We start from the raw sequence: 15,413 nt of genomic DNA, 5'->3' as shown, positions 1-15,413 counted from the left end.
GTGGATGTTTCCTAAGTAACGATGCGAATGATCGATTCCATTAAATGTTAATGGCATTTATTTTACGCCAATGGCTTCTTTTTGCGCGGGGAACGCATTTTTTTGCGGGCGCGTCGTCCATTTTTGCGGGAACGCAGGGGGGAGCGTGCTGTATGCTGTGTATATACCGAGCGGGAGTATTGTTCTAAGTGTGAATAAGGGAGAAGTGATTGCGATGAAAAAATGGCTGCTGCGCGTTGTCGTGTATGTAAGCTGCTTTGTTGTAGTGGTGGGGGGAGTTGGGTTTTACGGCTCGTCCCAATCCCAGAAGGCGTTCTGGATGTCGGTTCGCGAGCAGGCCGTTCCTTCCCTGGAGTATGTGGAAAAACCGAAGCATGACCCGGCTAAGCCAACTGTTGCCGTTGTGCTCGGCAGCGAGAATACGGAGGGGCTGGATTTTACGATTCCGTACCAGCTGTTTTCCATGACCGGCGCCTTCAACGTATATGCCGTTGCCGCGGATAACGAGGTGAAGACGCTGACCGGCGGTCTGGATGTCGTGCCGCACTATTCGTTCCGGCAGTTGGATGCGCTGCTAGGCAAAAGCGCCGACATCATTGCGATTCCTTACTTGAATGTAACCGACCCTGCCGGCAGCGAGCCGGTGCGGCAATGGATACTGCAGCACCAGGACGCGACGCTGCTAAGCATATGCGCCGGATCGGATATGCTCGCTTCCACCGGATTGTTGAACGGGAAGCTGTCGGCGACGCATTGGCAGACGATGTCGGTTCTGACGAGAAAGTATCCCGAGGTGAAGTGGCAAATCGACCGGCGGTACGTTACGAATGACGACAAGATCATTTCTTCGGCGGGCATCACCTCGGGGATTGACGCGACGCTCTACGTCATTTCGCGAAAGCTGGGCGAGCCGGCGGCGGCCAAAGTGGCGAAGGAGATGAACTATCCGACGTATCATTTTATGCAAAACCCGAACGTGAAGCCGTTTTACATGGATTACCGTTTTGCGACTTATGTTCTGAATAATGCGTTTCAGTGGAACAAAACGAAGGCCGGCGTGCTGCTGTACGACGGCGTGGAGGAAATGGCGCTCGCCTCCGTATTCGATATTTATTACGATACCGGGACGACTACGGTCCAAGCGATATCGGGCACGGATCGGCCCGTTACGACGAAGCACGGTTTGACGCTGATCGCACGGCATACGCTCTCCGCTATGCCGAAGGTCGATAAAATGATCGTTCCCGGCACGGAGGCACGGACGCGGGCCGCGGCCGAAATTCGAAGCTGGGAAAGCGTGGGGAACCGGAGCAAGCTGCAGTTCGTGCATGCCGACGCGCGCGACCGCTTCTTGTTCGAAGTGCAGCTGGAGGACTTGGCCCAGCAGGAGGATCTGCTGACCGCCCAGCATGCGCTGAAGCGGCTGGAGTATCGGGGCGAGGACATTCATCTTGCCGGCAAGCCGTTTCCGGCGGAAACATACGCGAATTTGCTTCTTACGGTCATCGCGTCCATGCTGGCCGCCTACTTCATCGACAGACGGTGGATTGCGAGAGCGTAGCAGCTGCTTCTGCACGTCAAACAGCCCGGTCTCCGCGAGGAGCCGGGCTGTTCTTGGCGGTGCTGTGGTTTACTTCGTGACGGCGGCGGAATCTTCCAGTGAGAGGATCGCTCCGTGCTGGCGAAGCCGTTGTCTGATCTCTTGCACGTCTACGTTTTCCGGCGCGATGTTCTGCTTGGCCGCGAGTGCGGCCCCGATCCCGACGCCTTCGCCGACGGCCATGCAGGTCGGCATGACGCGTGAGGAACCGAATACGACCGGGTCTACGCTAATGCAGCGTCCGCTCATCATGAGACGCTTCACGTCTTTGGAGACCGTCGCCCCATAGGTGATGCCGTACGGTCCTGCAAGCGAACGGATGATGGTGCCGTCGCCCGAACCGCTGTGAATATCGATAATATAGGAGCCGAGCGCAATCGTATCGTCCGGAATAACGCCGTTCACGGCTGCATCCTCGCGGATCATCTGCTTGCCGATAATGCGGCGCGTTTCGCGAACGCCGAGGAACGGAGCGATCGAGGACAAGTACACGTTCTCAAAGCCGGGGATATGCTCCTTCAGCATGTTAATCAGCGGTAAGATTTGCAGGCTGGATTCGATTTCGCCGCGGCTCAGTTCTTCGATCTTGGTGCCGTCGAAGTTCAGAATCCGGATACAGTTCATTGCAATGTAGCCTTCGCGCGGCAAATTGATATAAATGATCGTATCGCGCTCGATCGGACATTTGCCTTCTTGTCTAAGCTTGGATACGGTGTTCTTCAGGCCGACAAACACGTGATTTTCGCTTGCCCGCAAAAATTGCGCCGTATAGCCGGGGCGAATTTTCATGGAAGATCCGTGCTTGAGCTCATCCGGATTTTCTTCCAGGTAATCCATGAACTTATCCAGTTTGAAGCCGCCGAGAGTGAACATAAGCGTAGGCGGCTGGGTTTCCCCGTTGGCGTACTGGCCTTTCTCGAATTCCGCACCCGCCATGAAGGCTACGTCGCCGTCGCCTGTCGCATCGACGAATACGTCGGCGAAAATTTCGATTTCTTTCCCTTTGCCTTTTACGATGACGGATTTCAGCTCGCCGTCTTCAACGGTCGTTCCGATAATTTCGCAGTGCAGCAGCGGCTTAACGCCGTATTGCTTCATTTTTTCGAAAATGACGATTTTCATCAGATTCGGGTCAATGTTGGTCGTGGAGTTATGCAGCGGGCATTCCCTGTGCTCGAAAGCGCCGCCCAGCTCGATCAAACGATCGACGATTTCTTGGGGCAGACCTCTTGTCACCTGACGGCCTTGAGCATCCAAAAATGCGAGTAAAGGTAAACCTATCGTCATGTTCCCGCCTAAAAAGCCTTGGCGGTCGACCAAAATCGTCTCCGCTCCTTCGCGTGCCGCAGCGATGGCCGCTCCAACCCCGCCGGAGCCTCCGCCGAGAACGAGAACTTGTGTTTTAATAACTTGTCTTTCTGCACGATTTTCCATATATTACCTTTTCCCTTCTGTTATCGTTGTATACGCCAAGGCAAAAACTGCATAGGGGACAAAAATAAGGACCTGCGCGAGAAGATTTCTCCGCTCTATTTCATTGTACTAAAGACGGCCGGCGGCTGAACATACAGTATTATTTCATGCGGGATGTATTTTGTTTCACTTTTCGGCTGGAGCAGGAGAGGGAGGGGCTCGCATGTAACGAGAGGCGAAAATGAAGAAGGCCGCTTCGAGGAGAGACGAAGCGGCCTGAATGTAGGGGCCCTAAATAAAGATATGCCTGACAGAGCGGCGCAAGCTTACGGTATATTGACGACCGTCTGCGCCGTCTTGCCGTTCGGAGCGGCGATGACCAGCGTGAAGCTGGCGATATCTCCGTCGCCGTTGTACGTAACGACCCCGGTGGACGGGTTAACCGTAATGGTATCATCGCCGCCAGGTGTCTTGTACGCGATATCCGTCACGTACAATTGTACGCCGAGCACGGCGGCGTGCGTGGCGATCAGGTCGTTCTTGTAGCCGGTGCCGTAATGGTCGGTCAGCACTGTCTCGCCCATCAGCGCATAATCCCACATCTTCTTGCCGGAAATTTTATTGTAGGCGATCGATGCGTACGCTTTGCCGGGGGCTGCGCGCACGATGTCCGGCGATTTCAGGGTTGTTTCCAGGTCGAGCCCGAGAATACCGGTGTCGTTTTTCTTTTTATAATAGGCTGTAATCGTCGCCGTGCCCTGCCTGTCGCCGATGAGATAATATTTGTACAGCGGCGCGGCCGGTGTCCCGGCATTTTTGTAGACGACGCTGACTACCGAGGCGGAGGAGGAGAACACGGAGAGGATCGGATTATGCGCTCCGTATGTAGGCACCTCGACCTCCTTGCCGAGCTTCTTCGTCGTAATGACCAGCTCCTTGGCCAGCTTGACCCGGTTGTTCACCAAATCGTAAGCGTCCGCCGTGACAGTCGCCTCTTCGATAACGCCCAGCCGGTAAGAGTGGACGGCGGCGTACATCATATTTTTCACCGACGTATCCAGCGCCGCTTGATATGTAAGATCTTCGTCGGTTTCGTCGATCACTTCGATCGTTTTGGTGAACCGGTCCAGCGTGAAGGCGGTAGGGTGTTCGGCGGTGCCGCCGATTTCGACCAGCGTCAGCACAAGGCGGTACGTTCCTTTTTTATTCGAGTCGGCTTTGAATGACAGCTTTGTATTGTACAGATTGCCGACGTTCAGGCCCTTCACGTTGTTTTGTCCCGGCGGGTTGAACGTCTCGTCGATGCGATACGATTCGGCGGTACCGGTGGCAGGCGTTCCCGCGGCGAGGGTGTCCAATGCCGTCTTGAACGGGCCGGACGAAGCGATCAATGCCCGGTTGCCCGCCGCGTCGCCGATATTTTCGAACGTCGCATGGATTTTGTAGCGGGCGTCCGGCCGTACCTTCGTTGCATCGGAAGCATCGGCCAGCGCCGGGATATATTCATTGGCGCCGTCGCGGATGAAGTCGCCGTACTGGTCTCTCATCAAGATGACAAGCCCGTCCTCCGCATCATGAATATAATAAGGCGCCAGATCGGTCTTGATCATCAGCTTGGCGGGATAACGCTCCTTCTCGACCTGGATGGGCAGGCTTGCTTTCTTGTCCGTCCCGAGAATTTGCACGTAGACGGTGCCCTTGCCTTCCTTCAGGCCTGATATTGCGAGCAGCCCTCTCGTTTTGCCCTCAGTGGCGAGCTTGACGTCGGCTGCGCCGCCCAAGGTGGAGTATACGGTCAGCGACCCGATATGTTCGACTACTTCGTTAGGCGTCAGCGCTTGTCCTTGATCGTCCTTGATCACAAGCGGCAGGCTGACGTCCTTGTCGCCGATGGCCACCGTTTTTTTGAACGGACCGAACGCGACTGAGAAGGGGGTCTTGGAGGCCGAGATTTGAATCGTTTTCGTTACCGATTGGCCGGAGCCCAGCGCAAAGAGCGTAATCTCGGCTTCACGGCTCTGAGCGGCCTCGGTCCCGCCGGTGATCGCCAGCTCGGGGAACTCATCATTATCGTAGTCGTACCAGCGCTCGCCTTCGAGCTTCACGACCGCCGCGTTCTTCGTGACGGCGCTGATGCCCGCGGACGTATCCAAGCCGTATGCTTGTCCGTCCGGAAGCTGGCCGCGTACGGTGAGAACCGGAACGCCGTATTGATCGAACGCCTTCACTTTCAGGTAGGCGGTTCCGCCCGCTTGCAGCTTCTTCACTGAAGGCGGCAGCGACAGCTCGCCGATTTCAATGGAAGAGACGAGCGGAAGGTCACCGATGGTGAACGTCTGGCTGGCGGTGAGACGCGATTCGAAATCGATCACCTGAACGAAGATTTGCGAATCCCTCACCTGGTCTTTCAGATCGAGCTTGACCGCCTGCTTGCCGCTGACGGTCTGAAACGCGATCCCGCCTGTATAAATGTCGAACCGGCCGGCATCGCGCGTGGACGGCTCGCCGTACTGATTCTGCGCGACGAATTCAACGTAAACCTGGCTTGCTCGCGGTAGCTTGCCGGACGTCGTCTTGAATTCGATCTTCTCCAGCTTCTCGGGTTCGACTGTGCAGACAGCGGTCAGCTTCCCGCCGCTCGCTTCTTCTTCCACGCCTTGCAGCGCGATCGAGTAGGCGCCGGGCTTCAGCGGCGATTCGAACCAAAGGTCGGCGGATTGGCGATCCTCCCCGAATTCCGTACGCCCTTCCAGCGACGTGCCGGCTTGCTCGACAAGGAACGAGAGTTTGTCGACATCGGCGGGACGGTTCCACCGGACGCTAAGCTTACGGGCCCCGGTCGCCTTGAATTCCATAATGCTGATCGGCCCTGAAGCCTCGGCCCGCTTCTCCTGGAGCTTGCTGTCGGCCTGGAACAGCGCCGCGATCAAGGCGTCGCGGGACGCGGGCTTCGTATAATCAAGCCCGTCTTCCAGCAGCTTCTCCCGCACCGCCGTGCCGACGGCTTCCGCGGCCCATGGGGATGCAGCGCCTTGAACGCGCGCGCCCGGGCTCGGCTTCAGGTGCAGGCTGCGCACCAGAGCGGCGGCGAGCTGCTCCAGCGTCACCGTTCCGTCCGGATTGAACACGCGGTCGCCGGTGCCTTCCATCAGCTTCGAAGCGGTGACCGCTTCGATATATCCTTGCTGATGAGCCCAGTGAAGCGAGGTGTCGTCATAAGATGACGTGCCGCGTTCGGGATGCAGCTTCAGCAAACGAACAAGAACGGCAGACAACTCGGCCCGGGTCATCAGCCGCCCGTATCCCGCTGTACCGTCTTCAAAGCCTTCCAATATTCCTTTTTCCTTCAAACGCTCGTATGGACTGACCGGATCAGGCTGACTTGCGGGCGCGGCCATTCCGGCCGCGGGGGCGAGCAGCATGGCTGCCATAATCATACGAAGCGTGCATAGCAATAGCTTTTTCATCGTCATTGTGCCTCCAGAATGAATTGAACGAATGGTTTCGTTGAACTGTTTGAGAATCATTGCTCAGTTGAAACGAAAGCGAATTCGCTCGCATGCCTTTTCCGAAGAACACGTCGTTACGGCCGGAGGAGAAATTTGGCCATCGCGGAATGCAACAATGCAACAATGCAGCCGCGAGAGACGATGACGTCCTTTTAACATGATAATGATATTCATTATCAATTACATTATACTGAAAACTTTGCAAATGAGAATAGTTTTTTTCAATTTACCGTTCGGAAGCAGCGGAAAAAGTGCTCGGAGCGCGTCATTACGCTGTATAACGGGGATTGTATATAAGCCCGGGAATTGCTATAATTTTAAAAAAACCAACTGAGAATGATTATCAATAAATCGATTGGGCGGTGACCCGGGTGCTTCGGGTTACCGTACGTCGTATGAAAAAAGGCAGGTGAAATCCGTTGCAATCGAATCGAGCGGCAGGCGTGTGTCCGAAGGCCAAGGCGGAGGGAGACGTGATGCTTGTCCTCTACGGCACCGAAACGGTGAAAGGCGGCCCGGGCTGGAAGATGACGCCCCGGTATACCGATTCGCGGGTCTTGATCGTGCTGGCCTCGGGGCAGGGGCACCTGTCGATCGGAAAACAAACGTACCGGCTTCGGCAAGACGTGATTTACATATGTCCTCCGGGGGAGACGTTCGGGATGGAAGCGGAGTCGCCGGAAGGTCTCGACTTGTTCCTGCTCGCGTATGAAATGTACCGGATCAACCATCCGAACCGGGAAGCGGTGCGGCTTGCAGAAGGAGGCGGCCTGTTTCCGGAGCGGGGCGAAATGCCTGTTCCTTCCTCCATCGGGCCAGCCGCGGTGTGCAGAACGATTCATCAGCTCTGGACAAGCGCGGAATGTCTGGAACGCTACCGCGGACAGCTGCTGTTCCTGGAGCTGCTGTATTCTGCGACGAAATACAGCGGCATGGCTGCGGAAGATTCGCAATCGGCGGTAGAACGGGCGAAGGCGTATATGAAAGCCCATTACCAGCACAATTTGTCGATTGAGCAGTTGGCCGGTCTCGCCGGGCTAAGTCCCAAATATTTCGTCGATTTGTTCAAAAAAGTACATGGCGTCAGCGCGCTGGATTATTTGACCGGACTGCGCATGGAACAGGCGAAGCAGCTGATGGCGGGCTCCGGCATGCGGCTGAAAGATATCGCCCACCAGGTCGGCTACAACGACGAATACTATTTTAGCCGCAAATTTAAGAAGGAGACGGGGGTATCCCCGACGGCTTATATCGCCAGCCGGCGCCGCAAAATCGCAGCGTACGGGCCCGGAGTTCTGGGGCATCTGCTTGCACTGCGGATCGTTCCTTATGCCGCTCCGCTTCATCCGAAGTGGACGCTGCACTATTACCGGGCATTTCGCTCCGATATTCCGGTTCATCTGAGCGCGTACCGGAGCAACGAGCATTGGAGATCCAACCTGGAGCTGCTGCTTGAAGGTTGTCCGGACGCCATTATTTGCACTGACGATTTGCCTGCGCGGGAGAAGGAGCAGCTGGAGCGGACGGCGCCGGTCCATTACGTTCCGCAGCAGCATGCATGCTGGCGGGAGCAGTTCAAAGGGATCGCCGCTTATTTGGGCCTGGAAGAAGAGGCCGACAAATGGCTGCGTGAATACAGCCTGAAGGCGGAGGCCGCTCGGGAACGGCTGCAGCGGGAGGTTGGCGGCGAGCGGTTCGTGACCTTGAGCGTGTTCAAGGACAACTGCTATCTCTACGTAAACCGCAGTATTATGGAGGTGCTGTACGGTGATTTGCAGCTTAAGCCTGCGCACCCGCTAGGATCGGACTTGATCAAAGTTCCGATTACGCCGGAGGAACTCGGGCGCTGCGCGGCGGACCGGATTCTCGTCAACGTGTGCCAGGAGACCGAATCCATACGCCACTGGGATCTGCTAAGCGGATCGCCTCCGTTTCAAAACTTGAAGGCCGTGCGGGACAACCGGGTGTATACCGTCCCGTCCGATCCGCTGCGCGAATATTCGGCTTCGGCGCATGAGCGTCTGATCGAGGAGCTGCTGCAGCTGTTAACCGGAAATCGTCCATCCTAAATCAGGATATCGTACATGGCTCCCAAGCAGATGATCGTCTATAATCCTTATTGAGAATCATTATCAGTTGGGCGAAGAGAAGAGGAGAACAAAGGCATATGAGAAAATACGTGGTCATTCCAGCTTTGGCGGCGATGCTGACGCTCGGCTTCACAGGTTGCGGTCAGAGCGAAGCGCCTGCGGCCGGGGGCGCAGCCGATAAAACGGCGGGAAGCGCAGGTTCCGGCGGGGCTCCTTCGGCGGCAGTTCCCGCGAAAAAGACGGTCACTTATTTGGGCAAGGAGTACACCGTCACCGTACCGACGGACAAAATCGTCATTACTGGCGCGCTCGAAGCGATGGAGGATGCCCTCATGCTCGGCGTCAAGCCGATCGGGGCGATCACGACGGGAGGCAAGTTCCCCGAGATGTTCAAACCGATCACCGGCTCCTCCCAATCGATCGGCGAGAAAACGCAGCCGAACGTGGAGACGATTCTGAAGTTAAAGCCGGACGTTATATTGGGCTCGACGAAGTTCCCGGCGGACGTGTCCGAGAAGCTGGCCAAGATCGCTCCGGCGATTCCGGTTTCTCACATCGCCACGGATTGGGAACAAAACTTGCGGCTGCTCGGCGAATTAACAGGCAAGCAGGCGCAGGCGGAACAAATTTTGAAGCAATACAAGGATTCGATCGCAGCTGGCAAAAGCCGGCTGAGCGAGAAATGGAAAGGGAAGAAGGTCGTAACCGTCCGAATTCGCAGCGGGTCGCTTAACGTCTATCCGGCCGACGTATTTTTGAACCCGACGATTTACAGCGATCTGGGGTTTGAGGTGCCGAACGAAATTAAAGCGGCCAAGTCGCAGCAAACGATCTCGATCGAGCAGTTCAGCGCCATGAATCCGGACGCCGTGTTCCTTCAGTTCTCGGAGGATGAGAACAAGGATAAGCTGAAGGCGCTGGAGGAGCTGCAGAACAATCCGATCTGGAAAAGCACGAACGCGGCGAAAAACAACAAAGTATTCGTGAATGTGATCGATCCGCTGGCACAGGGAGGTGCGTCCTGGAGCAAAATCGAATTTCTGAAGGCGGCCGTCGAAAAGCTGTCCAATTGAGAGGAATCGTCCGATTATTATGAAGCAGCGGAAATCGTTCAAGACGGCGTCTCTGATCGCCGTTCCGGTTGCACTCGTGCTGGCGACGCTCCTATCCATCAGCTTCGGCGCCAAATCGATGGATCTGGCAACGGTATGGGACGCATTCCGCCATTTTGACGAAGGCAACGTGGATCATCAAATTATTATGCATTCGCGGGTTCCCCGAGCGGTCGGCTCCCTGATGATCGGCGCGTTTCTGGCCATCTCGGGGGCGGTCATGCAAGGAATGACGCGCAATTATTTGGCTTCGCCGTCCATTATGGGCGTAACCGACGGGTCGGCGTTCGCGATCACCGTAGGCATGGTATTCGCTGCCGATACGTCGTCGATGGAGCTGATCCTCTACTCCCTGATCGGTTCCGCGCTCGGCGTAGGCATCGTATACGGGATGGCCCTCCTGCTTCCCGGGGGCCAGTCCCCGGTGCGGATGGCTATTATCGGCACGGTGATCGGGACGTTTCTGAGCGGTTTCTCAGCGGCGATCGCGACCTATTATCAAGTATCGCAAAATATCAGCTTCTGGTATAACGCAAGGCTGCATCAGCTCGATCCCACCTTGATCAAGCTGGCGATTCCCTTCGGGATCGTTGGCATTGTGCTGTCGCTGCTCATCTCGCGGTCGATTACGATTCTTTCCCTGGGGGAGGAGGTTTCTGTCGGCCTGGGACAGCGTACATGGCTCGTTCGCGGCGTCGCTACGGCGGCGGTCGTGTTTCTGACGGGGATCTCGGTGGCGATTGCCGGCAAGGTCGGCTTCGTCGGCCTCATCATTCCGCATATCGCCCGTTTTCTGGTCGGCATCGATTACCGCAGGATCATTCCGTGCGCAGGCATTCTCGGCGCGCTGTTTCTTGCTGTGTGCGATATCCTCAGCCGCTTCCTGATCTACCCGTTCGAAATGCCGATCGGCGTAGTGACCGCTCTTTTCGGAGTGCCTGTCTTTCTGTATTTAATCCGAAAGAGGGGAGGGGGCAAGCATGTCTGAACGGTCGGTCCGTTCCGTAGGGCCCGTGCTGCTAGGCTGTCTCGTGCTTACGCTGGCGGCGGTGTACTTCCATGTGACAAGCGGCGAATATGACATGACGCTCACGGATTTGTTCCGTACGCTGCTGCGGATTCATCCGCAGCCCGATTACGATATGGTGCTGTTCGAGTTCCGGCTGCCCCGTATCGTGATCGCGCTGCTGGTCGGATGCGGGCTGGGGATTGCCGGCGCGGGCATTCAGGGCATTACCCGCAACGGGCTGGCGGATCCCGGCATTCTGGGCATTAACGCCGGCGCCGGCGCGGCGATCGTCTTATTCATGTATTTATTTCAAGGGCAGGTCATTCGTACCGGCGCAGCGGCCGTCATGACGATGCCGATCTTCGGGCTCGTCGGGGGACTGCTCGCCGCCGCCTTGATCTACGGGTTTGCATGGTACGGCGGCAGGCTTGATCCGCAGCGGCTCATTTTGTCCGGGATCGCGCTTGGCTCCGGCTTCGGCGCCATGACGTTGTTCTTCTCCCTGCGGATGAATGCCAAAGATTTCGAGATGGCGACGGTCTGGCTAACGGGCAGCATCTGGAATGCCAACTGGATATATGCCGCATCGATGCTGCCTTGGTTCATCGTGCTCATTCCGGTGCTGCTGCTCAAGGCGCATCCGCTCGATTTGTTCCAGCTGGAGGAGGGCGCCGTGAAGAGCCTCGGCGTACACGTTGAACGCGACAAGAGCATCGTGCTGCTGTGCTGCGTCGGCATCGTCAGCGCCTGCGTCTCCGTATCGGGCAGCATCGCCTTCGTCGGACTGCTTGCTCCGCACATCGCCAAGCGGCTGGTCGGTATCCGCCACCGCCGGTTCATGCCGGTGAGCGGCGCCGTCGGCAGCCTGATGGTTATCATCTCCGACCTGATCGCCAAAACGGTGTTCGCACCGGCGGAGCTGCCTGTCGGCATCGTCATTTCGCTGGTCGGCGTGCCGTACTTCGTCTATTTGCTGTTCAAAACAAGAGCCTAGAGAAGCCTGGCGGAAAAGAGGGAGCCGTTTATGAAGGGAACGCTGAAGCAAGGCGCGCTGCAGGACAGGAAGCTGCGGATCTACCTGCCGCCGTCTTATACATCTGACCGCCACCGCTATCCGGTCGTTTATGTGAAGGATTACGGGGATTTGTTCGATCCGGACGCAAGCGACTCGCTTCTCGCGCTGGAAGGCATGTTTGCGGACGGGACGCTTCCCGAGCTGGTGCTGGTCGGGGTGCAGGCGCTCAACCGCAACGATGAATATACGCCGTGGAAAGCCGCTGCGCTGAGCGACAAATTCAGCCCGTTCGGCGGCAAGGGCGAGGCGTATCTTTCATTTTTGACGCAGGAGCTTAAGCCGTATATCGACAGCCGTTTCCGAACGAACCCGGCAGCGGAGCAAACGGCGATCATCGGCAAATCGCTCGGGGGTCTCATCTCGATGTTCGCCGCCTGCCGGCATCCAGGCATATTCGGCAAAATAGGGTCGATCTCCGGATCGTACTGGTATCCGGGGATGGTCGATTATTTGAAGTCTCACGCACGGAGCGATCCGCACATGCGAATCTATATGGATGTAGGGACGCTGGAGGGGGCCGGCAAGCAATCGATCCAGAAAGACATGGTTCCTTTGACGCGGGCAGCGTACGAAGTCTGGCGGGAGAACGGACTGTCCGAGGAGCGGCTGACGCTCGTCGCGGAGGAAGGCGGCCTTCACGAGCATCGGTTTTTTTGCCGGCGGTTTCCGCAAGCGCTGCGCTGGCTGTTCGCGGAAGCGGCAGGCCTGGAGGAGCCGAAGGAAACGGCGGGAAGAGATGGAGCGTAAACCAATTGGAATCGGGGGCATAGCATGCGATGAGTGCGGAATTTGAGAAATTATCTATGACCTGTAATCCGGCATCCGAAGACCGCGAAGTGACCATTCCACGGACGGTGCAGCGCGTAATGCGGTCGCGCTCGGGGAACCGTGCCTATCGCATCAGCGTAGCGGTTCCGGCGGAGGCAGCGCCGTCCGGCGGCTATCCGGTCATCTATGTGCTGGATGCGAACAGCGTGTTCGGGACGATGACGGAGGCGGTGCGCGTGCAGGGGAGGCGGCCGGAGAGGACGGGCGTGGATCCGGCGATTGTGGTCGGCATCGGCTACGAGACGGACGCTCCGTTCGCTGACGAGCGGTATTACGATTTTACTCCTCCTGTCTCTGACGCCGAGCTGCCGAAGCGTCCTGACGGGAAGGCCTGGCCTGAAGTTGGCGGAGCTGAGGCGTTTCTGACCTTTATCGAGGATGAATTGAAGCCTGCGATCGAAGGCGAATTCGCGATCGATGCCAGCCGCCAGACCATATTCGGCCATTCGCTCGGCGGGCTGTTCGTGCTGCATGCGCTGTTCACAAGGCCCGGCACCTTCCGCACCTATATTGCGGGCAGTCCGTCCATTCACTGGAGCAAGCGGCTTGTGATGGAGGAGGAGCGGGCGTTCGCTGCCTGTCTGGAGGATCGCCGGATCGGCGTCAACCTGCTCATTGCGGTTGGCGAGCTGGAGAGAAGCCATCCGAGCGGGATGAACCGTCATGCGGAGGAGATGGCGGACCGGTTATCCGCCCTGGCGGATGCCGGTTTGCGCGTGGAGTTCAAGCAGTTCGAGGGCGAGGGCCATGTGTCGGTGCTGCCCGGGCTGATCAGCAGAGCATTGCGGTTTGCGCTTGCGCCGTAAAAGCAAGCGAATACAGAAAAGAGACCGATGACGCAGCAATAGGCCGCATCATCGGTCTCTTTCGCTTGTCGTTGCCGCTCCGAGCCTGGTCCGGCGACTTGGCGATAAATAGCGATAGTCGGGCAACTTGAAGGAGCGGGGAGGGATGCATGCCCCGTTACAACTGCAATACGGCGACGGGCTCGTTGTGGCACACTTCGCCGGTTTCCCGGAACCCGAAGCTTTCATACAGCTTTTTGGCGACAAGATTATCGGGCTCGTAAGCGATCCAGCAATAACGCGCAGGCCCGGCGGGGAAGGTGCGGATAAACTCCGAAATTTTACTCATTGCTTCACGGCCATAGCCCCGCTTATTCCATTGTGGGGGATGCCGGAGTCGAAACCTGCCGCTGCTGCTCCTCGACCGGCCCCGACCCATTCAATTTAACGGTGAAACCATCTACATCCCGCGAAAGATGGAACAGGTTCATCAAATGTTGTTCGTGCAAGTCGGAGAATAAGTAAGGAAATGAACTGAACTGGAAACGGTTAAGGGCACTCATTGCGAGTGCCCTTTATGGCGCATAGGCATGTTCAGATCAGCAGACTGTTACTCGCTTTTATATGAATTGAACGCATAGATTTATATTTTTTTATATTTTACAATGGCTTCCTTCTTGTGGATATTTGCGCATTTATATAACGAAATCCTGTTGAAAATGAACTCGGGAAACTAAAAATACACAAATATAAGCTATGATTCGCGGAGACTCTTAGAATTTATTTAGCATATAGTAGAGCAAGTCCTTCGAATTTCGTTGGACAAATCGATATGGAGGTGAATCATCATTGGCGTTAAATAATGTTGTAATTAACGGTGGATTTGAGACGGGAACCTTGGCCCCATGGTTCTCCCAAGCCGTAACTGTTAACAGTGCGAATAGCCATTCCGGATTTTATAGCGCACAGTTACCAGGCGGGCTCGTCAACGCCTTCCTCTCACAGTTTGTTCCAGCCCAGGCAGGAGAGACGTTAGAAGTTTTTTGTTCTCTTTCCAAAATTGGAGCACAGCCTAATCCATTGGTCAGTATATCCATTTCCTTCCACGATGCAGCACATAATTTTCTGGGTACAGGGCTGATCACTAACATTTTCAGTAGTCGAATTCCAGATGTAACACTGGATCAGTGGCTAGAAGTATATAACGTAACCACTCCAGCACCACCTGGAACCACACAAGCGCTTATTACAATCAGTAAGTCACCACTAGTTGGATCGGCTGACTTACTTGTTGATGACATTGAAGCCCGTTCACTTGACGGCATTGGCGGAGCCACAGGCGCAACCGGGCCTACTGGTGCTACCGGACCAACCGGCGTAACTGGGCCAACTGGCGTAACTGGGCCAACTGGCGTAACGGGAGCGACAGGTGTAACCGGAGCAACTGGAGTGACGGGAGCCACGGGCGTAACGGGAGCGACAGGTGTGACGGGAGCGACAGGTGTAACCGGAGCAACAGGTGTAACCGGAGCCACAGGTGTAACGGGAGTGACAGGTGTAACCGGAGCAACTGGAGTGACGGGAGCAACTGGCGTAACGGGAGCAACTGGCGTAACGGGAGCGACAGGTGTAACCGGAGCAACTGGAGTAACGGGAGCAACTGGAGTGACGGGAGCGACAGGTGTAACCGGAGCAACTGGAGTGACGGGAGCAACTGGCGTAACGGGAGCGACAGGTGTAACCGGAGCAACTGGCGTAACGGGAGCAACTGGAGTGACGGGAGCGACAGGTGTAACCGGAGCAACTGGCGTAACGGGAGCAACTGGAGTGACGGGAGCGACAGGTGTAACCGGAGCAACTGGTGTAACGGGAGCAACAGGTGTAACCGGAGCAACTGGTGTAACGGGAGCAACAGGTGTAACGGGAGCAACAGGTGTAACCGGAGCAACAGGTGTAACGGGAGCGACAGGTGTAACCGGAGCAACTGGAGTC

11 protein-coding genes are annotated in these 15,413 nt (G+C 56.5%); 8 read left to right on the top strand and 3 right to left on the bottom strand.

Annotated features, from left to right (window positions below):
- Positions 1-214: 214 nt before the first annotated feature.
- Positions 215-1,561 carry a DJ-1/PfpI family protein gene (locus tag KXG62_RS19470; protein ID WP_218093676.1) on the top strand — a complete coding sequence of 449 codons (1,347 nt, stop codon included), beginning with the start codon at positions 215-217 and terminating at the stop codon, positions 1,559-1,561.
- Between the two features lie 69 nt (positions 1,562-1,630).
- Here the strand turns inward: KXG62_RS19470 and KXG62_RS19465 are convergent, their stop codons facing one another.
- Positions 1,631-3,034, bottom strand: a complete 1,404-nt coding sequence (locus KXG62_RS19465) for an FAD-dependent oxidoreductase (RefSeq protein ID WP_218093675.1) — start codon at positions 3,032-3,034, stop codon at positions 1,631-1,633.
- Between the two features lie 305 nt (positions 3,035-3,339).
- A complete protein-coding gene (locus tag KXG62_RS19460) occupies positions 3,340-6,480 on the bottom strand; it encodes an S-layer homology domain-containing protein (protein WP_218093674.1) in 3,141 nt (1,046 codons plus the stop codon).
- A gap of 461 nt (positions 6,481-6,941) precedes the next feature.
- Between KXG62_RS19460 and KXG62_RS19455 the strand changes: the two genes are divergently transcribed.
- From KXG62_RS19455 to KXG62_RS19430, 6 genes are all read left to right on the top strand, one after another.
- A complete protein-coding gene (locus KXG62_RS19455) occupies positions 6,942-8,591 on the top strand; it encodes an AraC family transcriptional regulator (RefSeq protein ID WP_218093673.1) in 1,650 nt (549 codons plus the stop codon).
- A gap of 98 nt (positions 8,592-8,689) precedes the next feature.
- Positions 8,690-9,685, top strand: a complete 996-nt coding sequence (locus KXG62_RS19450; protein ID WP_218093672.1) for an ABC transporter substrate-binding protein — start codon at positions 8,690-8,692, stop codon at positions 9,683-9,685.
- A 19-nt stretch (positions 9,686-9,704) separates the two neighbouring features.
- The gene (locus tag KXG62_RS19445) at positions 9,705-10,712 is read left to right on the top strand and encodes a FecCD family ABC transporter permease (protein ID WP_218093671.1); all 1,008 of its coding nucleotides are present in this window, start codon (positions 9,705-9,707) and stop codon (positions 10,710-10,712) included.
- Positions 10,705-11,727, top strand: a complete 1,023-nt coding sequence (locus KXG62_RS19440; RefSeq protein WP_218093670.1) for a FecCD family ABC transporter permease — start codon at positions 10,705-10,707, stop codon at positions 11,725-11,727. The genes KXG62_RS19445 and KXG62_RS19440 overlap by 8 nt, the downstream gene beginning before the upstream one ends.
- Before the next feature lie 30 nt (positions 11,728-11,757).
- Positions 11,758-12,555 carry an alpha/beta hydrolase gene (locus KXG62_RS19435; RefSeq protein WP_218093669.1) on the top strand — a complete coding sequence of 266 codons (798 nt, stop codon included), beginning with the start codon at positions 11,758-11,760 and terminating at the stop codon, positions 12,553-12,555.
- Between the two features lie 29 nt (positions 12,556-12,584).
- Positions 12,585-13,442, top strand: a complete 858-nt coding sequence (locus KXG62_RS19430; RefSeq protein WP_281426902.1) for an alpha/beta hydrolase — start codon at positions 12,585-12,587, stop codon at positions 13,440-13,442.
- Positions 13,443-13,599: 157 nt separating this feature from the next.
- On the opposite strand, the gene KXG62_RS19425 is transcribed toward KXG62_RS19430, so the two are convergent.
- Positions 13,600-13,860, bottom strand: a complete 261-nt coding sequence (locus KXG62_RS19425) for a GNAT family N-acetyltransferase (protein WP_343223499.1) — start codon at positions 13,858-13,860, stop codon at positions 13,600-13,602.
- 410 nt (positions 13,861-14,270) lie between these two features.
- Here KXG62_RS19425 and KXG62_RS19420 point away from each other — a divergent pair.
- On the top strand, positions 14,271-15,413 hold a 1,143-nt coding region (locus KXG62_RS19420; protein ID WP_218093668.1), incomplete at its 3' end, for an NTTRR-F1 domain.

The organism is Paenibacillus solanacearum (assembly GCF_910593845.1).
Classification (GTDB): Bacteria; Bacillota; Bacilli; order Paenibacillales; family NBRC-103111; genus Paenibacillus_G; species Paenibacillus_G solanacearum.
This window is presented reverse-complemented; position numbering and strand designations above follow the sequence as displayed.